Origin of the sequence: Sphingopyxis sp. BSNA05 (assembly GCF_013265645.1) — a bacterium.
In the GTDB taxonomy this organism is placed as follows: Bacteria; Pseudomonadota; Alphaproteobacteria; order Sphingomonadales; family Sphingomonadaceae; genus Parasphingorhabdus.
In genome coordinates, this window is the sequence record NZ_PYIA01000002.1 from 17319 (window position 1) to 38629 (window position 21311).

Sequence of the window (21311 nt, forward strand, 5' to 3'; positions counted from 1 at the left end):
TTGGAGGTCTGTGCGATGGACATCATCCGGGTCGAGGTTGACAGTCGCGTGTTGGTACACGAGCAAAAGCAGGAGATGCTGCTGCAGCTACAGCGGGCAGTCGACGCTATCTATGGCGGCAAGGCAAGTCTGACGGTGGAGCCCAATATCCAGCATTTGCGGCAGCGCTGGGCGAGCGAGCGCTCGCGGCCGGCTAGACATATCATGGAGTTCGGCAGAAACTCGGCGGCAGCACGACTGGCTAGGGCTGATCATCGCAACGGGTGCCGTCCGTTGCCTGGTGCCTGTCTCAGTCTGCCGGGCAGCGCTCCCGCTGCTCGAGAATCGCCGTAACCAGTGCCAGATCCTCCGGCTTGTCCACGTCGATCGCGGCTTCCGCGGTCGTCAGTATCACCGGTTCGGCTCGCAGACCCATGCGCTCGCCGGCCTGCGCCATCGCCTGACGGAATCCGATTGTCCGGCTGAGCGCGCGCAACAGCAACGAGGGGCCGAAATGGGCGAAAATCTTCCAGCCCTTCTTGCGGTCCTTCTCGACCGATGACCAGAAGGCCACCGCCGGCTTTGCACGATCATCGAGCAAGGCGAAGAGATTGGCGCCGCTATAGGCGCCGCCTCGAAATTTCAGCCAGGTGCGGCGGGCGTCGGGATAGGCGGCGAGCATGGTCCGGCGTTCGACCACGCCGACCGCAACATCCTGACCGCTGTGCCCCTCGAAAAACCGTCCAATATCGCGCGGGTCAGCAGCGCATTGTCCGCCGTGGTGACCAGCACCGGCCAGGGCGCGATGTCGCTACCGATTACGCCGTGAATGCTGGTGGCGATGCCGTCGTTGGACGGTACGAAGGCGATGCTCTCATGTCCGGCCAGGTCGGAAGCGAGCCCCGCTTTCAGGTCGTCAGGCGATTGTGCCATCACCACGATCCTGCCGATATGCGGCGATGCCATCAGCGTCCGTGTCACGCGTTCGAGCATCGTCTGCCCGTGGATCGGGATCAACGCCTTGTAGCGGACGTTGCAATATTCGGCCATCGGATCGCCTTCGGGGCGCTGGCCGGCCAGGATTATCGCCGTCCACAGCGGTTTGCGGGCGGAAGACAGATCACCGGCAGACTTATCGGGTTTACTGGCTGGGGGCACGGGCGTCCTTGTCATGATCCGGCGCTACCGGCGAAAACCGGCTGCGCCGGCCATATGTAGCCGCGCCGACGGCTTTTGCAAAGCGGCGCTTGACGGTGCCCGGTCCGGCAAGCGCCCGAACCGCGAGCCGGTAGACTTTCCCGCAAAATCTGTCCAAGGACAGTCAGCGGCGGATTGGGTCCGCTTGTGTCGTGGCAGAAGATGAGGTCGGGCAGCCGATGGAAATGATATGAGTTCCGAATCATCGCCTGATCCCCGGCGCATCGGTTTCCTGTTCAATCATGACGAACTGCACCAAGTCGCGCATATCGCGCCGATCATCCCGGCGCTGCAGCGACAGGCGCCGACCGCGCGGGTGGAAATCATCACGTCCAGCGACCGGCAGGCCGATGCCGTCCGGCAATTTCTCGATCCGGCCTTGCCGACCCCGGCCTTCTGGTCGATCCGGCCGAACCGCTGGAGCCGGCTGGCCGAGAATATGCTGGGCAGGATGGTGCCGCTCAACCGGCTGAGCAGCCTCAAGCGCAGCACCGAATTGTTCCGTCATTTCGACGCGCTGGTGGTGCCGGAGACCACGACCACCTTTCTCAAGAAAATCGACCCGTCGGCCCGGCCAAAGCTGATCTTCTTCCCGCACGGGGCCGGCGACCGCTCGATCGGATTCTCGCCGGAAATCAGCCTGTTCGACCATGTGCTGCTGCCCGGAGAGAAGACCCGCGACCGGATGCTGGCGGCCGGCGTGATCCGACCGGACAATCACCGCATCGTCGGCTATCCGAAATTCCAGGCTTATGCCGACCATCCGCCAGTGAAGCTGTTCGACAATGACAAGCCGGTGGTCCTCTATAATCCGCATTTTGACCCCCTGCTGTCGTCCTGGTTCCGCTTCGGCGCGCAGATCCTCGACCATTTCGCGAACCAGACGGACTATAATCTGATATTTGCGCCGCATGTCATGCTGTTCCAGCGCAAGCTGCTGGCTTCGGTCGAGCATCGCATGCTGAAGTTACGCCAGCATATCGATCCGCGTTACGCCGCGCTCGACCATATCCATGTCGATATCGGCAGCAGCCGCAGCGTCGACATGAGCTACACCAACGCCGCAGACATTTATATCGGGGACGTCAGCAGCCAGATTTACGAATTTATCCGGACGCCGCGCCCGGCGATATTCTTCAATTCCCACGATGCCGACTGGCAGGGCAATGCCAATTACGACCATTGGAATTTCGGCCCCGTGCTTGATAATGTCGCCGATCTCGGGCCGGCGATAAAGGCCGTGTCGCCACTGCCGGATATATTTCGGGAGGCGCAGACGCGCGCCTTCGACTATTCGTTCGACAGGGATGACAGCAAAGCACCCTCGCAGCGCGCGGCGCAGGCGATCGCCGAATTTCTCGCGCTTTCGTAGCGCGACGGTTCTTGGTCTAAAGCGCAGCCGGTTCGACCGTCAGAAAATCCCTGATCTCGACCGAATTGGGGCCGAGGGTGATCGGGTTCCGCACTCCGGGCAGGACACAGACGTCAAACAATTCGGTGATCGCGCCCTCGAAGCGCAGCCATTGTGCGACATCGCCGGTCGACTGGGATACGATCTGCACGCCGCACCAGGCATCCTGATCCTTTTCCTGCAGCCGGTCGTCCAGCGCCAGTCCCTCGAAATGTCCCTTGCGGGGTTTCGACAGGGTGACGAAGGCATGGTCATTGTGGAACGCCAGGCCGCGCAGAAATCCGGGAAAGAAAGCCAGCGGCACGAAACTGTGGTCGGCCGGATCGAGCCAGCCCAGCTCGCCGGTCCCGGAATTCAGCAACCACACGCGCCCGTCATGGACGCGCGGACTGTGCGGCATCGACAGGCCCTCGGCGATGATGGCATGGCTCTCGACGTCGATGATCAAGCCGCCATCGTCCCGGTGATCCCGCCAGCCGCCCGCAGTGTCCGAGCGTGCGGCGGCGCTGACATATTTTGGCCGGCCGCCAACCATCGCCACGCCGTTGAGATGGCAGCGGTCCTCGGCGATAATCTCGCTGATGAAATCGGGCTTCCACACCGGCCTGAAACTGTGCGTCAGGCTCGGCTCGCACAAGCAGTTGAAGCGGGTGTTGACGAACAGGATCCGTCCGTTCTCTTGTATCCCGATTTCGTGAATGTCGACATTGCCCGTGGTCTGCAGATTGCGCGGCACATAGACCTTGTCGTGCACCTCGTTGGCGGTCTGGCCAGGAGCCAGAACATTTTCCATGCGGACGATCTGGGTCAGCGTGCCGAGATAGATGCGGCTGGCATCGCCGGTCACCCCCATCGCCTGCGGATAGACCGCTTCGTGCAGCGCCAGCTTGCCGTCCGGCCCATGGCCGATCAGATAGAGCCGTCCGGTCTGGTAGGAGGTAAAGCCGATGGAGATATTGTTGCTTTTCAGGAAGGAAGCCAGCCCCGGCGAGAAGCTGATATCGATATTGCCCGGCTCGGAGGCGGCGTCCGGCGCGACATCGGTCGGGACATTTCTGTTTTCCGGGGCGATGGTTTCGGCACCCTCCGCGCCCGGCTTGTCCTTGCTCACATTATCGCTCCCGCTCCGCATCCGTCTTCGGCCAGCAATCCTTCCATAAAAGCGCGGTGGGGCAAAGGGTTAAATGGCGAAGGGGACGGGATGCAGCGTCCGGGGGCAGCCCCGCGGCCCGTCAGAAATCGACCGCGATACCTTTGTGCTCCCAGTCGCCATAGCGGGTGGGGCCCTTGTCGGCGGCAATTTCGTCGGCCTTTTCCAGCGGATCGGGTTCCGGCACCGGCTCGCTCGGGGTGAGATAGGCGGGTGCCTTGACATGGGCAGGGCGTTCGCCGGGTTTTCTATCGCTATCGGTCATATTTTCGCTCGTCCACCAAATTGAATCGTGCCGCTGCAGACCCTATATTGACACCATAAAGACCATATTCAAGCGAGTAGAGACGATGAATTTCATGAAGACAACCATGCTGCTGGCAGCGCTGACTGCGCTGTTCATGGTCTTGGGCTATTCGCTGGGCGGAAGCGGCGGGGCGATTATTGCCCTGATGGTGGCAGCGGGGATGAACCTGTTCACTTACTGGAACGCCGACAAAATCGTCCTGAAAATGCACAATGCGGTAGAGATTGATGGCAAAAGTCACCCCGAATTCTACAAAATGGTAGAAGATTTGTCGAAACGGGCCGGATTGCCGATGCCGAAAGTCTATATTGTCGACCAGGCCCAGCCCAACGCATTTGCCACTGGCCGGGACCCCGAACATTCGGCGGTGGCGGCGACCACCGGCCTGCTGCAGATGCTCAGCCATGACGAGATCGAAGGCGTGATGGCACACGAACTGGGCCATGTGAAGAACCGTGATACCTTGATCATGACGATGGTCGCGACGATCGCCGGCGCTGTATCGATGCTGGCCAATTTCGGTATGTTCTTCCGCGATCGCAACGCCGGTATCGCCGGGATCATGGCGGTGCTGATCGCGCCCTTCGCGGCGATGATCGTGCAGATGGCAATCAGCCGCACCCGCGAATTCGGCGCCGATGCAGCCGCGGCCCAAATCAGCGGCAAACCCTTGTCGCTGGCGTCAGCACTGCACAAGATCTCCGGCGAAGCGGCCCGTATTCCCAATCCGGTAGCCCAGCGCAATCCCGCGGCGTCTCAATTGTACATCGTACCGGGAGGCGTGCGCCAGATGTTCTCGACCCACCCGGCGACCGAAGACCGGATCGCGGCCTTGCAGGCTATGGCGCAGGATGGCGGTTCCGGCGGCTGGTCCACCCGGCCCGACGAGATCGGCAACACGGGCCGCCGGCGCAAGCCGAGCGCCTGGATCCTACGCGCTAGAAACAGCCGGGCTGGAGAGGAAATATTCTCCGGCCTAGCCATCCGCCCGGATGAGATAGTCAAAGGCGGACAGCGCGGCTTTCGACCCTTCACCCATCGAGATGACGATCTGCTTGTAAGGCACTGTCGTTACGTCGCCTGCCGCAAAGACACCGGGAACGGACGTTTCGCAGCGGTGATCAATCTCGATCTCGCCGTATGGAGATCTCTTCACCACGTCGCCCAGCCATTCGCTGTTCGGCATCAGGCCGATCTGGACAAACACACCTTCCAGCGCGACGTCATGCTCTTCACCGCTGTTGCGATCCTTGTAGCGCAGGCCGGTGACCTTCTCGCCGTCGCCTGTAATTTCGGTCGTTTGCGCCGAAACAATGGCGGTCACATTGGGCAGGCTGTGCAGCTTTTTCTGCAGCACGGCATCGGCGCGCATCGCGCTGTCAAACTCGATCAGGGTGACATGGCTGACAATGCCGGCCAGATCGATCGCCGCTTCCACGCCGGAATTGCCGCCGCCGATAACCGCGACGCGCTTGCCTTTGTAAAGCGGGCCGTCGCAATGCGGACAATAGGCGACACCCTTGTTGCGATATTCGGCTTCGCCGGGCACGCCGATGGTTTTCCACCGCGCGCCGGTTGCCAGAATGACCGCTTTTGCCTTCAGCGACCCGCCGCTCTCGGTTGTGAGCGCGAACAGATCGCCTTCACTGCCCGGGCGCGCCAGATCCGCGACGCGCTGCTGGCTGAACACTTCCAGATCATATTCGTTCACATGCCGCTGCAATTCCGCGGTGAGCTTGGGTCCCTCGGTATAGGGCACGGAGATGAAATTCTCGATCCCCATCGTATCCATCAACTGGCCGCCGAACTGTTCGGCGATGATGGCGGTGCGGATTCCCTTGCGCGCCGTGTAGATGGCTGCTGCTGCGCCAGCGGGCCCGCCGCCGACCACCAGCACGTCATAAGGTTCTTTGGCCGACAGTTTGCTGGCTGCTTTCTCGGCGCTGCCGGTATCGACCTTGGCCATGATCTCGGCCAGATTCATCCGCCCGGAACCAAATGGCTCGCCGTTCAGAAAGACGGTTGGCACCGCCATGACTTTGCGTTCCTCGACCTCGTCCTGAAATAGCGCGCCGTCGATGGCGACATGGCTGACATTGGGGTTGCGGGCGGCCATGATATTGAGCGCCTGAATGACGTCCGGGCAATTCTGGCAGGAGAGCGAGAAAAACGTCTCGAAATGATATTCGCCTTCCAGCGATGCGACGCTTTCGAGCAGCTCTTCATCCTCCTTCGGCGGATGGCCGCCGACATGGAGCAGAGCGAGAATCAGGGAAGAAAATTCATGCCCCAGCGGCAGTCCTGCAAATTCGACTTCCGATTTGCCATCGTCCGCAGAAATCAGGAAAGATGGCACGCGCTTTGATGTCCCGTCGAGATCGACCTCTACAAGATCCGACAACGGCGCGATCGTCTCGACCAGTTCTTTCATCTCGGCCGATTTCTTGCTGTCGTCCAGCGTTGCGACCAGGCGGATCGGGCGGCGCAGATTGGCCAGATAGGCTTTCAGCTGGTCGGCGGTGGATTGATCGATGATGGGCATGATATTTCTCTCATATCGCCAGGGCAGCGCTATCGGCTCGCTGGCATTAGGTCGAAGCCAGGGGGGAGAGTGACCGGCACAAAGCCGGTCACTGCATTTTCATTGATGTTGGATCGGGTTTAGATTTTGCCGACGAGTTCAATGGAAGGAGCCAGCGTGTCTTCGCCTTCTTCCCATTTTGCCGGGCAAACTTCACCGGGATTGGCGCGGACATATTGCGCTGCCTTGATCTTGCGGACCAGTTCAGCCGCGTTCCGGCCGACGCCTTCGCAGGTGATTTCCATGACCTGGATGACGCCATCGGGATCCACAACGAATGTCGCGCGGTCGGCAAGGCCCTGACCTTCACGCAAGACGCCGAAATTGTTGCTGATCGTGTGATTCTGGTCGCCCAGCATGTAGAAATTGATCTTGCCGATCGCATCGGAACTTGCATGCCATGCCTTGTGGCTGAAATGCGTGTCGGTGGAAACCGAGTAAACTTCAACGCCCATGGCCTGCAGCGCATCATATTGGTTAGCCAGATCTTCCAGTTCCGTCGGGCAGACAAAGGTAAAGTCTGCAGGATAGAAGAAAAATACGGCCCATTTGCCGGCGACATGTTCTTCCGTCACGTTGACAAATTCACCGCGGTAAAATGCTTCGGTAGAGAAAGGCAAAATTTTGCTGTTAATGGTGGCCATTCGTAGTCCTTTTCTTTCGGTTGAGATTTTTTGCACGCCAGCAGTGGCGAGCAATTATCCTTCTGTTCGAGACGCTTGAAATATGTTGTGGTGCAGCATTATTCAACAGCCAATCGGAGCCTATCCGGATAATTATGGCGATCACAATGATCGGCGATTTCAATCAACGCCAATCCTTGTCCGCTTTTCCCGCCTGCCGCGGAACGGTGCCGCCAGCAGGGCGGGCAAAAACGGGCCGGATCAAATCCGGCCCGCTTCATTCTCTTGGTGAAGGCACGGCAGAGAATGCGCTCCGCCATGTCTACAGGAGTCCTGCTCCAGATTAATCCGCGAGCATTTCGTCATAGGCGGCGCAAGCTTCGGCAATGCCAAAGCTTCCGTCCGCGGCGCCTTGCTGCACCTGTTCCTGTACCGCCTGCATCTTTCCGGCCATTTCCTGCATGGCTTCCGGATCGCTGGCGAGAGCCTGCATCTTCTTGCCAAGTTCCTCGGCCTTGGCCATCATCACGCCCTGGGTGCACGCTTCGCTGGTTGCAACTTCAGCGGTTTCTTCCGTCGCGACCGTTTCCGGTGTCTCGTTGCTGCTACCGCATGCGCCGAGCGCAAGAGCGCTCGCAAAAACTGCCAAGGTTGCAATCGAATTTTCATAATTTTTCCTGTTTTTGTCGTCGAAAGGCTCTGGATAAATCCAGACACGGACCTAACCTAACCGCGGAGCGCAGGAGTGATGTAAGTCACAACCGGGCGGGCAAGGTGGCTGATCTGCTTTGATGACCTGTTGATCCAATCTGCCGATGGCTGCCCATCCGCAATCTTGGCTTCTGCGCCCCAGTCCCCGCTCCATCCAAAAGCTTGATCGAAACGCGGGAAAGTCTATGCGGCGCGGCAGCGCGAGCCATAGGGTTTGCGCAGGGCCCGGCTTTGCGGGGCAAGCCAGTGCGGAACAGAAAGTCGCTCACATAATATTTCGACCCCTTCAACCGATGCTGCCGACCAATCAAACGCGACTGACGGATGGACCGCGATGTGAGACTTACTCTCGCAACTTTGTTTCGGAGTTAGCGGGCCGCCGATTCTAAAAGATGAATTTAGCTTTAGATCCTGAGAGTGAAAGACAGCCTCTGGGGAACTGGTTGGTTTGACGTCGAAGACTGTTTCCTTCAACATACTGAAAGCTTGGAGGTTGCGGAGATGAATCTGTTGATTGGCAGAATGCTGGCGGGTGCTGCAACGCTTGGGCTTCTGCTGCAGGGGCCGGTTGCCCGGGCTTCCACCTGCAATATGTTCAGGGAAGCCGTGGCACTCGATCCTGACCGCTGGAGAGAGCCATGCTATAACGCCCTCCGCGACAGGACAGGATTTCTGGGCAGGATAACGCGCGGGGCGCTAGGTGAGGAAGAAGCCTGGGGCTATGCAGAGGCATTTGCCACGGGCGACTCCGGTTGCACCGAAGATGATGATTTTGCCTTTGAAATCGCGAATGCTGCGATAGACTGGCCGCTCAACAAGAATATCCAACCGTGGAAGATCGATTTCCTAGACTATCACGCTCCGGAATATCTGAATGAAGAGCGAAAACGAATGATTTCCTGGTTCAAGTGGATAGGGAATCCAACGCGCTTTGACGGGCTTCCCCGGGGGTGGACCGAGGAAGAAGCGCGGCAGCAGATCCTGCGCGAAGATCATTGGGAAAGGGTCCGCGCGCGCTTCGGAAGTTTTCTGGCCAATCCGCTGCAGGACAAGCTGTTATTCGAGGCATCGATTGATCCGGAGAGCGAAAGGTTCGATCTCGATGAGGCGTTGGCCATGGTATCGATACTGGGGGACGTTTCCGTCGAACGAAAACCCGGATCGCGGAACTTCTTGTCGACCCGAGAATTGGCCATTTGGATTATCACAATGCCGCGCAGCTCGTAGCCTGGTATTCACCGTTTTGCAGACGGAAGCTGAACCGGTGTCAATTTCCAAAGCCAAGTGGATATGGGCACGTATCGCGCAAAATATGCTGGATAGTATTGACCCAGCGATCCGCAAGAAAGGGCAGGCGATATTGGCGACGGGTGATCCCTATCAGGACGAACCTATGGCGTTGAACGAGGTTCAGCTGCCGCAAATTCCTGATCTGATATTGCTGAAAAATGGCCGGACGGTCTTGCGCTCACGCGCGGCCAAAATTTTGATCGCCTGGTCGCGGCTAATGACTATCCATCGATCGCCATGCGCCAGGAACAGGAAGGAGCGGTCGGGTTGGCTGCCCTGTTTGGCCCCGACGAAATTTTCCGATCTCGTCATCCTGATTTCCAGTGGCGTCGAACGGCTGGATGAGGCCGCGCGAAGAACTGTCCTAAGGCGCCTTCAGCCGGATTTTAAAGCTCTGATATTGAAAGGATTTTCCGGCAATAACGTGCTGGCACCGCTGCCCGTTATTGAATGGAAACTGCCGAGGGCCGGCGAGCCGCAACCGGGCAGCAAGAGATACCGAAATGGACGAATCATCGTCACGGCTCAAATGGTCGAGATGCCGGTGGCGCTGGATACATCTTATGGTTGCCAGGATTGGCCAAGCTGGAAGAATTAAGCCGGGCCATATGATCGTCGTCTATGATGGGCCATATCGCGGCCGGCAATGAATCCTTTCGCATAGCCTGCTTCTGCGTCCGGAATTGTTGCGTGTCACGGCCCGCAAGCGGGCGAGAATTGGCGAGCGCTATTCGCTTGCCAATCCCGATGGCCTGTTGCAAATCATCCGGAATGAATATTTCCTGGAAAATATTATTGCTGATCATTGGCGTAGCTTCGCTGACTATACGTACGCTTCTTGACAGTGACTTCGGTCGCGGAACTCTGCTCTATATTCTGGTTCCGTTTGTCATTTCGCTGGTGCTCGCATTTTTTACGAAAAGCAGTGAGAATAGCGCGCTCACCTATCGTTATTTAAACCACTTGCGCATCGCGACGATCATTTTTTCGCAACTTCAATCGTGCTGTTCGAAGGCTTTGTCTGCGTTCTGATGTTCATGCCGATCTACTATTTTTCGTATCTCTGGGCTTCTTTTTGCATGGCTGAAGCGGGATCGGTCCGAAGAATCCAAGGACAAGTCTCTGGACAATATTGTCCGTGTTTCGGTCGTCCCCGTTCTGATATTCATGCTGGTGAGCGAAGGTCTGATCCCCAATACAACGGTCGAGCGCACGGGCAGCGCCACTTATGTGGCTGACAGTCCCTTGTCGATTGCGCAACTGCAGTCGAATATGGCGAAACCCATAGAATTTGCCAGCGAGCGCCACTGGTTTCTGCAGCTCTTCCCGATGCCGGATGCGGTCGCTGCGGGCAGCCTGAACAACGGCGACGTGCACACAGTGCATTTTACCTACAAACGCTGGTTTTCACCAATGTCCACAAGGGAGAAATGCATGTCAAAATTGCAAAAGTAACCCCTGAACATGTCCGAACAGAGATAACGCGCAACGACAGCTATCTTGCCAATTACATGGACATTGGCGGCACAGACATCCGCTTCACGCCGCTTCCCGGGGGCGGCACCCGAGTGGCGCTGACAGTCCGCTATGAAAGATTGCTCGATCCTTCATGGTATTTCGGTCCGATGCAGAAGGTTGCCGCAAAACAAAGCGCGAAACAGTTTTGCGCGACATTATTTTCCGCCATCCAGTTGAGGAAGCGCAAGATGGGATATGATCTGCAAAGCGGCAGCGCAGCCTTCAAGGTCAATTCACTGACCGGGCTCGAACTGGCGGATCCGGGAAAGGGGACTGTTCTCTGGGATGCGCCGCGTTCGATCTGGAACATGGCCTTTCTCTTTGGCGCAATCATCCTGGGACCGCTTTATTTTACCTGGGGTGCCTTCGCAATTTTTCTGGCTCTGTCGGCGGTGACGCTATGTGCCGGCCATTCAGTGGGTTTCCATCGCCGCCTGATCCACAGGAGTTTCGAATGTCCGAAATGGCTTGAGCGGGCGATGGTGTATCTGGGAACATTGGTGGGCATGGGCGGCCCGATCTGGACCATCGGATTGCACGATAGCCGGGACTGGGCACAGCGGGAAGAAAATTGCCACTGGTTTCTGCGACATGGAAAGCCGCTCTGGATCGAAGGTTTCTACTATCTGAACTTCAAGCTCAAACTGGATCAACCACCCGGTTTCGATCCCGGACCGGAAATTGCCGGTGACCCTTTCTACCGGTTTCTCCAACGAACCTGGATGCTGCACCAGATCCCGGTTGCTCTTGTCCTGTACCTGATCGGCGGTTGGCCCTGGGTGGTCTGGGGCGTTGTGGTCCGGGTGGCGGCATGCCTGACCATGCACTGGTTCATCTCCTATTTCGCGCATAGCCGCGGACCGCAGGACTGGCATCTCGATGGCGCCGCGCTGCAGGCCCATAATGTGCCGATTCTGGCGATTCCGACGATGGGCGAAAGCTGGCATTGCAACCATCACGCCTTTCCGCGCTCTGCAGCACATGGGCTATATCCGGGACAAATAGATCTGGGTTTCAATTCATCCGTCTGCTCGAGAAAATGGGTCTGGCCTGGGACATAAAGCTACCGAAAAACCTTCCGCCACGTCCGGGTATATCTCCGGTAACAGAGCGAGCCCTGTCCATCGCAGCGGCGGGCCAGGCGGAACTGTCCCGTCCCGATTCAGGGCAGACCGATGATGGCTGATGCCGAGCCGAAGAAGATAGCCACGTTCCGTCAGGAGAACGGGTTCGACCTCGCCGCGGAATCGTCTCCGGTCTGGATGGCGACGCTTGGCCCGCTGGAACTGCCACTCCCCAATTTCCGCTGGCGGCGAGAAATTCTGGCGCAACATGACGCGCATCATCTGATAACCGGCTATGATACGAGCGCCAGAGGCGAATTGCTTGTCGCGGCATGGGAGACCGGCATGGGATGCTATCAGGACTGGCGGGCGCGAGGGCTTTGTATGGTGCTGATGGCCCTTGGTCTCGTCCGCTATCCGGTGGCCACCTGGCGGGCGTTCGAGCGTGGACGGAATGGCCGTTAGATCAAGCTGAGCCCGATTTTGGCTGAGAGTGTGATAATTGCTCCTTCTTCTCCCGAAATGTCCTTCTGCGTCCCAGTCCCCGCTCCATCCAAAAGCTTGATCGAAACGCGGGAAGGTCTATGCGGTGCGGCAGCGCAAGCCATCCGGTTTGCGCAGGGCCCGGCTTTGCGGGGCAAGCAGTGCGGAAAAGATCAATGAACGAACCCAACAACAAGATTCCCGGCCTCGCTACACGCCAGTCCGCCATTCGCCTGCTCGACGCCGTCTGCCGGCGCGGCGAGACGCTGGATCAGGCGATGCCTGCGGCTACGGGAAAGCTGTCCAATCCGTCGGACAAGGCGCTGGCCCATAATATCGCCGCCAATGTGCTGCGCTGGATGAGTGCGCTCGACGCGATGATCGACAGCGCGACCCGCAACCGGCTGGCCGATGACGCGAAGGCGCGGATGGCGCTGCGCATCGCGCTGGCGCAGGTGCTGATCCTCGACACGCCGCAACATGCCGCGATTTCGACCGCCTTGCCGCTGGTTCATGGCGGCCCGCGCCGGTTGGTGCACGGTGTCTTCTCGACCGTCATGCGCGGGATCGAATCGGGCAGCCTGAGACTGCCGGAATATCCGGAAATTCCCGGCGAAACGCTCGATCGCTGGACCAGCAACTGGGGCGAGGATGTCGCCAATGCCGCCAGCCAGGCCTGGTCCACGCCCGCACCGCTCGACCTCAGCTTCCAGTCCGACAATGTCGGCACGCTCGAAGGCGAGAAGCTCGCGCCGAAACATCTCAGGATGCTTCCAAATCTTCCAGTTATCGAGCTCGACGGTTTTGATGAGGGCGCTTTCTGGGTCCAGGATCTGGCGGCCTCGATACCCGCGCGGCTGCTCGGGGACGGCGAGGACCGGACCATATTCGACCTCTGCGCAGCGCCCGGTGGAAAGACCATGCAATTGGCCAGCGCCGGCTGGAAAACCGTCTCGGTCGACAACAGCGCCAAAAGAATGGAGAGGTTCCAGGACAATCTGAAGCGCACCCGGTTGCAGGCCGAGCAAGTCATTGCTGACCTGATGCAATGGGAGCCGGCGGAGCCCGCCGATGCTGTCCTGCTCGACGCGCCGTGCAGCGCCACCGGCATCTACCGGCGTCACCCGGATGTGCTGCACTGCATCGGCTCCCGCCAGATCGAGGACCGCGCCGAAGTGCAGCGCGCCTTGCTCGACAGGACCGCAGCCTGGGTGAAGCCCGGCGGGACCCTGGTCTATGCGGTCTGCTCGCTGGAGCCCGAAGAAGGCGAAGAGCAGATCGAGGCTTTTCTCGAGCGTCATGACCAGTTCGTCATCGATCCGGTCCGTGCTGACGAGCTGCCCGCCGGCATAGCACCGACCGAATCCGGCAGCGTCCGGACCTTGCCGACAATGCTCGCCGAACAGGGCCATGTCGACGGATTTTTCATCGCCCGGCTGGTTCGCAAAAGCTGATTTTCTATATATTGTGAACCTGTCCCCAATCTGTCCACAAGGGACTGTGGCACTGCCATAATAGCGTCTTGCTTGCCCGGTTCAAAAATCCTACTGCCGGGCATAGTTTAAGGAAGTGCCATGTCCGACAGCATCCGTATTGCCCCCTCCATCCTTTCTGCCGATTTTGCCCGGCTGGGCGAAGAGGTGCAGGCCATAGACAAGGCCGGCTGCGACTGGGTGCATGTCGACGTGATGGACGGCCATTTCGTTCCCAATATCACCATCGGGCCGGCAGTGGTCAAAGCGCTGCGGCCGCACAGTGCCAAACCGTTCGACGTCCATCTGATGATATCGCCGGTCGACCAGTTTCTCGAGGATTTTGCCGAAGCGGGCGCCGACATCATTTCCTTCCATCCGGAAGCCGGCCCACACCCGCACCGCACGGTGCAGACGATCCAGTCGCTTGGCAAGCAGGCCGGCCTGGTGCTCAATCCGGCGACTCCGCTCGACATACTCGACTATCTGATCGACGATCTCGACCTGATTCTGGTGATGAGCGTCAACCCCGGCTTCGGCGGGCAGAGCTTCATCGACAGCCAGCTGCGCAAGATCGAGGCGATCCGCAAACGGATTACTGCCACCGGCAAGGATATAAGACTGGAAGTGGATGGCGGCATTGATCTCAACACCGCGCCCAAGGCCATTGCCGCCGGTGCCGATACATTGGTGGCCGGCACCGCTACCTTCCGGGGCGGGCCGGATCAATATGCCGCCAATATCCGCGGCCTGAGGGGTGAATGACCACGGGCAGACCTGACCGGCTTGATCTGGGCGATGGCGACCCGGACCAGCCAGACACTAATGACGACAATGACACCATAGGCGAAGGCCGCAGCCTGACCTTGCGCCACGACCGCGACCGCGGCCAGTCGCTCGCCCAGCAAGCGACGATGCTCTACTACCGGATGACCTGGCGGATGCCGCTGCATCGGCTGCGCCTTTCCGGAAAATTACCCTTGCGGCTGCTGGCGGTGCCGGTCGATCCGGTGGACGGCGACCGGGTCCAGGGCGTTGCGGTACGCGCCGGTTTCTTCCTGTTCCGCGGCCTCAAGAAAAAGCACGAGAATATCGATTTTGCCGAGCTCAAGCTGCCGCCGCAATTCGAGGATTATGTTCACCGATTTCAGTGGCTGCGCGATCTCGATACGGCGGCGTCCCGCGATCAGGCAGTGCCGGTGGCGGAAAAGCTCATGACGCAGTGGCTCGACGCCAATGGGGACTCCATCCGTCAGCCGGCCTGGCGGCCCGACAATTGCGGTTGGAGACTGCTGATTTGGGCCAGCCACGCGCCGCTCATTCTGTCCTCGCGTGATCTGATTTACCGTTCGAAACTGCTCAACAATATCGCCCGCACCGCCCGCCACCTCGACCGCACTGCGGACAAGGCCAACAGCAGTCTTGGCCGGCTGGTCGCGTGGAGCGGTGTCGTCGCGGCATCGCTGCTGCTGCCAGAGGGGCGTGTCCGTCAGATAGTCGGCGAAGCGGGCCTGGAAAAGGCGATGGGCGAGTTTTTCTTTGCCGATGGCGGCTCGGTCTCGCGTTCGCCGCTCAACCAGATTGATGCGGTGATCCTGCTGTCGATGCTGAAACAGGTCTATATCGCGCGCAAGGAAAATCCGCCGGTCTTTCTGGAGGAAGCGCTCAACAAGGCTGTGCCGCCCCTCACCGCGCTCACCCATTTCGATGGTACGCTGGGCAACTGGCAGGGCAGTGGCGCCACTTCGGCGGAGCAGATCGCACAAGTGGTGGAAGCCAGTGGCGTTCGGGCCAGACCGCTGCGGCAGGCGCATGAATGGGGCTATCAGCGGGTTTCTTCCGGTCGCTCGGTGCTGGTCCTCGATGCGGCACCGCCGCCGATCGCGCGGATGGCGGTGGCCGGTTGCGCCTCGACACTGGCCTTTGAATTTTCCAACGGCGACTGCCGGATCATCAGCAATTGCGGCGGGGCGGGGCTGGTTGGCGCGACCATCCCGGCGGCGCTCGCACGCGGGTTGCGGACCACCGCTGCGCACAGCACCCTATGCATTGCTGACAGCAACAGCACCTCGATCCTGCCCGATGGCAAGCTGGGCCGCGGGGTCAGCGAAGTCGAACTGTTCCGCCGCGACGTCGAAAATGCCACCCGGCTGGAGGCCAGCCACGACGGCTATGCAAGGCGCTTTGGTCTGATCCACAAGCGGTTGCTGCTGGTTCGCTCGGACGGGTTGGAGCTGCGCGGTGAGGATATGCTGATCCCGGACGGCAAAAAGCGCCGGCGGCGCAAAAATGATATCGAATATGCGCTGCGCTTCCATCTCGGGCCTGATATAGAAACCGACCTGATCTCGGAAGGAAAGGGCGTCTTGTTGCGCCTGAAGGACGGGAATCTGTGGCAATTCCGCTCGACCAGCGGAGAAATCAAACTGGAGGAAAGCGTCTGGGTCGACGGCATGGGCATAGGCCATGATGTCATGCAGATGGTGATTTCCGGAGCAGTGGGCAGGGGCGGCGGCGCCACCGGCTGGCTGCTCAAACATATGGGGTAAGAATGACAGAGAATATCAAAATCAAACGCGCGCTTTTGTCGGTTTCGGACAAAAGCGGCCTCGCCGATCTGGGCAAACAGCTGGCAGCCATGGGCGTTGCGCTGATCTCGACCGGCGGCACGGCCAAGGCGCTGCGCGAAGCGGGGCTTGAAGTCGCCGACATCAGCGATGTCACCCAGTTTCCCGAAATGATGGATGGCCGGGTCAAGACGCTCCATCCCAAGGTTCACGGCGGCCTGCTGGCCCGGCGCGATGATGCCGGCCATGTCGCTTCGATGGAAGAACATGATATCGCCGGGATCGATCTGGTGATCGTCAATCTCTATCCCTTCGCGCAGACCGTTGCCAAGGGCGCGGAACGCGACGAGATTATCGAGAATATTGATATCGGCGGGCCTTCGATGGTGCGCAGCGCGGCGAAGAACCATGACTTCGTCACCATCGTCACCGACCCTTCCGACTATGAAACCCTGCTGACCGAACTGCAGCAGAATGACGGCGGCACCTCGCTGGCCTTCCGCAAGAATATGGCGGCCAAGGCCTTTGCTGCGACCGCCAGCTATGACAGCATGATCGCGCAATGGTTCGGCTTTGCCGATCAGGGCAAGATCTTCCCTGATGTGCTGCCGATCACCATGAGCCGTCCGGTCGAGTTGCGCTATGGCGAGAACCCGCACCAGAGCGCGGCGCTCTATCTGCCCGACGGCCCGTCCGCCAGCGGCATCGCGCAGGCGGAGCAGCTGCAGGGCAAGGCGCTCAGCTATAATAATTATAATGACGCCGATGCGGCGCTCGAACTGGTCAGCGAATTCCGCGACGGTCCGCCGACCGTGGTCATCGTCAAGCACGCCAATCCTTGCGGTGTGGCGAGCGCGGATAATATTCTCGATGCCTATAAAGCGGCTCTCGCTTGCGACAGCGTTTCGGCTTTCGGCGGTATCATTGCGGTCAACCGGCCGCTTGATGGCCCGGCGGCGGAAGCGATGACCGGTATCTTCACCGAAGTTGTCTGCGCACCGAGCGCGAATGACGAGGCCAAGGCGATCTTTGCCAAGAAGAAAAATCTGCGCCTGCTGCTCACCGGCGAACTGCCCGACCCGGCCCGCACCGGCATGGGCTTCAAATCGATCGCCGGCGGCTTCCTGCTACAGTCGCGCGACAATGGCCAAATTGCCGAGGCTGATCTGAAGTGCGTCACCAAGCGCCAGCCGAGCGAACAGGAAATGACCGATTGCCTCTTCGCCTGGACCGTCGCCAAACATGTCAAATCCAACGCCATTGTCTACGCCAAGGATGGCGCGACGGCGGGCGTCGGAGCCGGCCAGATGAACCGGCTGGAATCGGCGCGCATTGCTGCGTGGAAAGCCAAGGATGCGGCGGAAAAAGCCGGTTGGAGCGAGACCCGCACCATCGGCTCATCGGTCGCCTCCGATGCCTTCTTCCCCTTCGCCGACGGCCTGATGGCTGCTGTCGAAGCAGGCGCAACTGCGGTGATCCAGCCCGGCGGATCAATCCGCGACGACGAGGTGATTGCGGCGGCGGACGAAGCGGGTCTGGCGATGCTGTTCACCGGCATGCGGCATTTCCGGCACTAGGTGTTCTTCCCTCTCCCTTAAGGGAAAGGGTTGCGCAGACTTGCAAACTTGTTTGCTAGTCGCAGCTGGGTGAGGGTGTACTGCGCTTCAGATTGAAGAACACCCTCATCCAAGTCCGCCTAATCCGCTTCGCGCATAAGGCTCCCTATCCTTCTCCCTCACGGGAGAAGGGAAATAGTTAGACAATGGCAAGAAAGACATCATTCCCGCCCCGGTCCGAGATGCACTCGCTCATAGAGAGCGGTGAATTGACCGTGAAAGTCACGCCCAATGCAGGCGACAACAGCATCAGCCTGCCGGGCGCAACGGGGTCCGCCGGCGTGCTGCTGGTCCGCGTCACCGCTACGCCGGAGAATGGCAAAGCCAATGCGGCCGTTCTGAAACTGCTGTCCAAAGCGCTCGGGCTGCCCAGGACATCGCTGGAGATTGTGCGGGGCGGCAATGCACGGACCAAGGTAATCTCGGTTCCTGATTGAACATTTTCTCTCCCTCAAGAGAGAGGGCGGTGTGCTCCTGCGAAGGCAGGAGCCCATCTCCTGAAATCTAGGTCATGACAACGGTTGGAGCGTTCAAGCGCGCGAGTCAGCAGTGCGCTGTTTTCGCTGCCCGGATATGAAGTCGGTAGGGCGAGAGATGGACCCCTGCCTTCGCAGGGGAACAATCACTTCACCACTGTGCTCCGCACTTGATGCGGAGCCCTGCATTATAAAGCGTGACATGTCGTCAAAAAGCTCCGCCTCAAGTGCGGAGCACCAACATCACTCCGGCGTAGCGGCCTGTGCGTTCTGTCCATCACCTTCCGGTGCGGCGATGATGTCGCGGGTTACGCTGCCCTTGTCGACGGTGAAGGTTTCCGGATCACCGACCGAAGAGCGAATGCCGGCGTCGGATTCACCGGCCAGGCCGACAACCGCGCTTTCGGTTACGCTGCGCGCCTGCGGGCCACCGAAAAGAGCTTCCAGTGTCTGCTGCTGCAAACCGCCGGCTTGCGGGCGAGGCTGACCGGGCTGGGGCGGGGTCAGCGTGAAATCGGGCGGGATGACCAGCGGTGGCTGGCGCGAAACTGCGAATTCGTCGGGCCGGTCGCGGTCAAACAGCCCGCTGGAGCCGCAAGCGGTCAGGCTGGCCAGCGACACAAGGCTGATAGCGACGGTGGATTTACGCATGATATTGTCCCTCAAAATCTCTTACGGAGCCTGATAGCGCGCTCCTGACACAGGTCAACTTTCGTCAAGCTGAACATCGTCTTTTGTATCGTCCTTCTTTTCGCGGATTAGCAGCGCGCGTGCAAGCAGGATCACCACACCGATGCTGATACAGGCATCGGCGAGGTTGAAAATCAGGAACGGCCGGAAATCACCAAAGTGGAGATCGGCAAAGTCGGCAACATAGCCGAGCCGCGCGCGGTCGACGATATTGCCCATCGCTCCGCCGAGGACCATGGCCAGAGCGAAAATATCCCATTTCGCCTTTTCCCGGTTCATCCAGATGAAAACGGCAAAGCCGATCAGACCGGTCAGCGCGACCAGCGCCCAGCGCTGGAAATCGGATGACGCGGTCAGAAACCCCATCGACACCCCGTAATTTTCGGCCCAGGTCAGGTTGAAAAGGGATTAGTTCGATCTGGCCTCTGGCCGGCAGCTGCAGCAATTGCATGACGACAAATTTGCTCGCCTGATCGAGGATGAAGATCAGAAAGGCGATGACCAGGCCGATACGGCGGTAGGTCTTGATTTTATCGGTCATGATGCAAGCCTGATAAGAGTTTCGTCATCCTGAACTCGTTTCAGGATCCCGCCGGGCTTGGCGCTCTGTCGCGGGAGGTCCTGAACCAAGTTCAGGATGACGGGTGAGAGAGTGGCGTTCACGCCAAAACCTCCGCACAACGCCCGCACAGCGCGCCGTCTTCTTCCACTTCCGGCAGCAACCGCCAGCAGCGTCCGCATTTGTGGTTGTCGGTCTTGGTCACAGCGATTTCCGCGCCATCGGTAACATCCGCAACAATCGCCAGCTCGGCAAATTCTTCCGCGCTGATCGGCAGATCGGCCATCGGATACACGACCTCTGCTTCCAGACTGGAGCGGATGGTCTTCTCCCGCCGCAACGGTTCGATCGCCTCGGTAACCTTTTCACGGGCATCGCGGACGAGGTTCCACTTCTCAACCTCATCGTCGCCCCAGCGTAGGCTGGGGTCCAAACCGCTCGTCGATTGATTTGGGTCCCAGCCTTCGCTGGGATGACCTGTAGTGAGCGCCTTGAAATCAGGCCATTCCTTGAGATGGATACTATCATTCTCATCCGGGAACCGGCTCTGCCAGATTTCCTCAGCGGTAAACACCAGCACCGGCGCGATATAGCGGGTGAGGGCGTGGAACAAGATGTCCATCACCGTGCGATAGGCCATGCGCTTCGGATCGTCCGGCGCATCGCAATAGAGGCAATCCTTGCGGATATCGAAGAAGAAGGCGCTGAGATCTTCCTGCGCGAAAGCGTTCAGCGTCCGCATATAGGGACCGAAGGCGAAGTCGTTGACGTACTGCTTCAGCTCCGCATCGACCTCGGCCAGCCGGTGCAGGATATAGCGTTCCAGTTCCGGCATATCGGCCACCGCCACGCGCTCGGCATCGGTAAAGTCGCCGAGGCCGCCGAGCATATAGCGGAACGTATTGCGCAATTTGCGATAGCTGTCCGAAACCCCTTTCAGGATTTCGTCACCAATCCGGTGATCCTCGGTAAAATCGACGCTCGCCGCCCACAGCCGCAAGATATCCGCGCCCTGCACGTCGATGATCTTCTTCGGATCAAGCGTGTTGCCGAGCGACTTCGACATTTTCTTGCCGTTCTTGTCGAGCGTCATGCCGTGGGTCAGCACCGCCTTGTAGGGCGCGCGGCCTCTGGTGCCACAGCTTTCCAGCAGGCTCGACTGGAACCAGCCGCGATGCTGATCGCTGCCTTCCAGATAAAGGTCAGCCGGGCTCTGTTGCTCCGGCCATTTGCCGCTTTCCAGCACGAACGCATGGGTGCAGCCGCTGTCGAACCAGACGTCGAGAATATCGGTGATCACTTCATAATCCTCGAGCGCATAGGCGTTGCCGAGAAATTCCTGATGATCGGCATTGAACCAGGCATCGGCCCCGCCGGTCCTGAACGCTGCGATGATCCGCGCATTGACCGCCGGATCATTGAGATATTCGCCGCTCTTGCGATCAACATAAAGCGCAATCGGCACGCCCCAGGCGCGCTGGCGCGACAATACCCAGTCGGGGCGGCCCTCGACCATTGATTCCAGACGGCGACGTCCGCGTTCCGGTACGAAGCGGACCTTGTTGCGGATTTCGTCGAGCGCGACTTTGCGCAAGGTCCCCCTCCCGCTTGCGGGAG

The 21311-nt window shown here is 59.5% G+C and carries 22 protein-coding genes and 2 pseudogenes; 14 read left to right on the top strand and 10 right to left on the bottom strand.

Annotated elements, in window-relative coordinates; genetic code table 11:
* Positions 1-289: 289 nt before the first annotated feature.
* Positions 290-679 carry a hypothetical protein gene (locus C8024_RS20625; RefSeq protein ID WP_254305413.1) on the bottom strand — a complete coding sequence of 130 codons (390 nt, stop codon included), beginning with the start codon at positions 677-679 and terminating at the stop codon, positions 290-292.
* Positions 622-1152: an NTP transferase domain-containing protein gene (locus tag C8024_RS20630; RefSeq protein ID WP_254305414.1), complete on the bottom strand. Its 531-nt coding sequence runs from the start codon at positions 1150-1152 to the stop codon at positions 622-624. Before C8024_RS20630 ends, C8024_RS20625 begins: the two co-directional genes overlap by 58 nt.
* A gap of 214 nt (positions 1153-1366) precedes the next feature.
* Here C8024_RS20630 and C8024_RS00265 point away from each other — a divergent pair, with 214 nt between their 5' ends.
* A complete protein-coding gene (locus tag C8024_RS00265; protein WP_173202524.1) occupies positions 1367-2548 on the top strand; it encodes a CDP-glycerol glycerophosphotransferase family protein in 1182 nt (393 codons plus the stop codon).
* Positions 2549-2564: 16 nt separating this feature from the next.
* Here the strand turns inward: C8024_RS00265 and C8024_RS00270 are convergent, their stop codons facing one another.
* The gene (locus tag C8024_RS00270; RefSeq protein ID WP_367947074.1) at positions 2565-3698 is read right to left on the bottom strand and encodes a TIGR03032 family protein; all 1134 of its coding nucleotides are present in this window, start codon (positions 3696-3698) and stop codon (positions 2565-2567) included.
* A 121-nt stretch (positions 3699-3819) separates the two neighbouring features.
* Positions 3820-4002, bottom strand: coding sequence for a DUF1674 domain-containing protein (locus C8024_RS00275; protein WP_159640383.1), 183 nt, complete (start codon positions 4000-4002; stop codon positions 3820-3822).
* A gap of 85 nt (positions 4003-4087) precedes the next feature.
* Here C8024_RS00275 and C8024_RS00280 point away from each other — a divergent pair.
* A pseudogene (locus C8024_RS00280) lies at positions 4088-4903 on the top strand (M48 family metalloprotease); the annotation flags it as partial.
* A 117-nt stretch (positions 4904-5020) separates the two neighbouring features.
* Here the strand turns inward: C8024_RS00280 and ahpF are convergent.
* From ahpF to C8024_RS00295, 3 genes are all read right to left on the bottom strand, one after another.
* Positions 5021-6580 (bottom strand): alkyl hydroperoxide reductase subunit F, encoded by a 1560-nt coding sequence (ahpF, locus tag C8024_RS00285; RefSeq protein ID WP_367947075.1) that lies wholly within the window; start codon positions 6578-6580, stop codon positions 5021-5023.
* Positions 6581-6705: 125 nt separating this feature from the next.
* Positions 6706-7269 (bottom strand): alkyl hydroperoxide reductase subunit C, encoded by a 564-nt coding sequence (gene ahpC / locus C8024_RS00290; RefSeq protein ID WP_100092492.1) that lies wholly within the window; start codon positions 7267-7269, stop codon positions 6706-6708.
* Positions 7270-7591: 322 nt separating this feature from the next.
* On the bottom strand, positions 7592-7897 hold the full coding sequence (locus tag C8024_RS00295; protein WP_173202527.1) for a hypothetical protein: 306 nt from the start codon (positions 7895-7897) through the stop codon (positions 7592-7594).
* 563 nt (positions 7898-8460) lie between these two features.
* Between C8024_RS00295 and C8024_RS00300 the strand changes: the two genes are divergently transcribed.
* From C8024_RS00300 to C8024_RS00350, 11 genes are all read left to right on the top strand, one after another.
* Positions 8461-9186 carry a hypothetical protein gene (locus C8024_RS00300; RefSeq protein ID WP_173202528.1) on the top strand — a complete coding sequence of 242 codons (726 nt, stop codon included), beginning with the start codon at positions 8461-8463 and terminating at the stop codon, positions 9184-9186.
* An 85-nt stretch (positions 9187-9271) separates the two neighbouring features.
* Positions 9272-9847, top strand: coding sequence for a hypothetical protein (locus C8024_RS00305; RefSeq protein ID WP_173202529.1), 576 nt, complete (start codon positions 9272-9274; stop codon positions 9845-9847).
* Positions 9848-9935: 88 nt separating this feature from the next.
* The gene (locus C8024_RS00310; RefSeq protein ID WP_217271901.1) at positions 9936-10091 is read left to right on the top strand and encodes a hypothetical protein; all 156 of its coding nucleotides are present in this window, start codon (positions 9936-9938) and stop codon (positions 10089-10091) included.
* A 325-nt stretch (positions 10092-10416) separates the two neighbouring features.
* Positions 10417-10704, top strand: coding sequence for a hypothetical protein (locus C8024_RS00315; protein WP_173202531.1), 288 nt, complete (start codon positions 10417-10419; stop codon positions 10702-10704).
* Positions 10680-11828, top strand: a complete 1149-nt coding sequence (locus tag C8024_RS00320; protein WP_217271902.1) for a hypothetical protein — start codon at positions 10680-10682, stop codon at positions 11826-11828. The genes C8024_RS00315 and C8024_RS00320 overlap by 25 nt, the downstream gene beginning before the upstream one ends.
* Before the next feature lie 114 nt (positions 11829-11942).
* A complete protein-coding gene (locus C8024_RS00325; RefSeq protein ID WP_173202532.1) occupies positions 11943-12296 on the top strand; it encodes a hypothetical protein in 354 nt (117 codons plus the stop codon).
* Between the two features lie 194 nt (positions 12297-12490).
* Positions 12491-13768 carry an RsmB/NOP family class I SAM-dependent RNA methyltransferase gene (locus C8024_RS00330; protein WP_173202533.1) on the top strand — a complete coding sequence of 426 codons (1278 nt, stop codon included), beginning with the start codon at positions 12491-12493 and terminating at the stop codon, positions 13766-13768.
* A gap of 120 nt (positions 13769-13888) precedes the next feature.
* Positions 13889-14551: a ribulose-phosphate 3-epimerase gene (gene rpe, locus C8024_RS00335; protein ID WP_100092485.1), complete on the top strand. Its 663-nt coding sequence runs from the start codon at positions 13889-13891 to the stop codon at positions 14549-14551.
* Positions 14548-16335, top strand: coding sequence for a heparinase II/III family protein (locus tag C8024_RS00340; protein ID WP_173202534.1), 1788 nt, complete (start codon positions 14548-14550; stop codon positions 16333-16335). The genes rpe and C8024_RS00340 overlap by 4 nt, the downstream gene beginning before the upstream one ends.
* 2 nt (positions 16336-16337) lie before the next feature.
* Complete coding sequence (gene purH, locus C8024_RS00345; RefSeq protein ID WP_173202535.1) at positions 16338-17930, top strand: bifunctional phosphoribosylaminoimidazolecarboxamide formyltransferase/IMP cyclohydrolase; 1593 nt, start codon at positions 16338-16340, stop codon at positions 17928-17930.
* Positions 17931-18184: 254 nt separating this feature from the next.
* A complete protein-coding gene (locus tag C8024_RS00350; RefSeq protein WP_367947076.1) occupies positions 18185-18406 on the top strand; it encodes a DUF167 domain-containing protein in 222 nt (73 codons plus the stop codon).
* Positions 18407-18688: 282 nt separating this feature from the next.
* On the opposite strand, the gene C8024_RS00355 is transcribed toward C8024_RS00350, so the two are convergent.
* The gene (locus C8024_RS00355) at positions 18689-19096 is read right to left on the bottom strand and encodes a DUF3035 domain-containing protein (protein ID WP_173202537.1); all 408 of its coding nucleotides are present in this window, start codon (positions 19094-19096) and stop codon (positions 18689-18691) included.
* 54 nt (positions 19097-19150) lie between these two features.
* A pseudogene (gene lspA / locus C8024_RS00360) lies at positions 19151-19640 on the bottom strand (signal peptidase II).
* Here lspA and C8024_RS22420 point away from each other — a divergent pair.
* A complete protein-coding gene (locus tag C8024_RS22420; protein WP_302051565.1) occupies positions 19581-19709 on the top strand; it encodes a hypothetical protein in 129 nt (42 codons plus the stop codon). The pseudogene lspA and the gene C8024_RS22420 sit on opposite strands and share 60 nt — an antisense overlap.
* Positions 19710-19794: 85 nt before the next feature.
* Here the strand turns inward: C8024_RS22420 and C8024_RS00365 are convergent.
* The coding region (locus C8024_RS00365; RefSeq protein ID WP_173202538.1) for a class I tRNA ligase family protein at positions 19795-21311 on the bottom strand (1517 nt) is incomplete at its 5' end.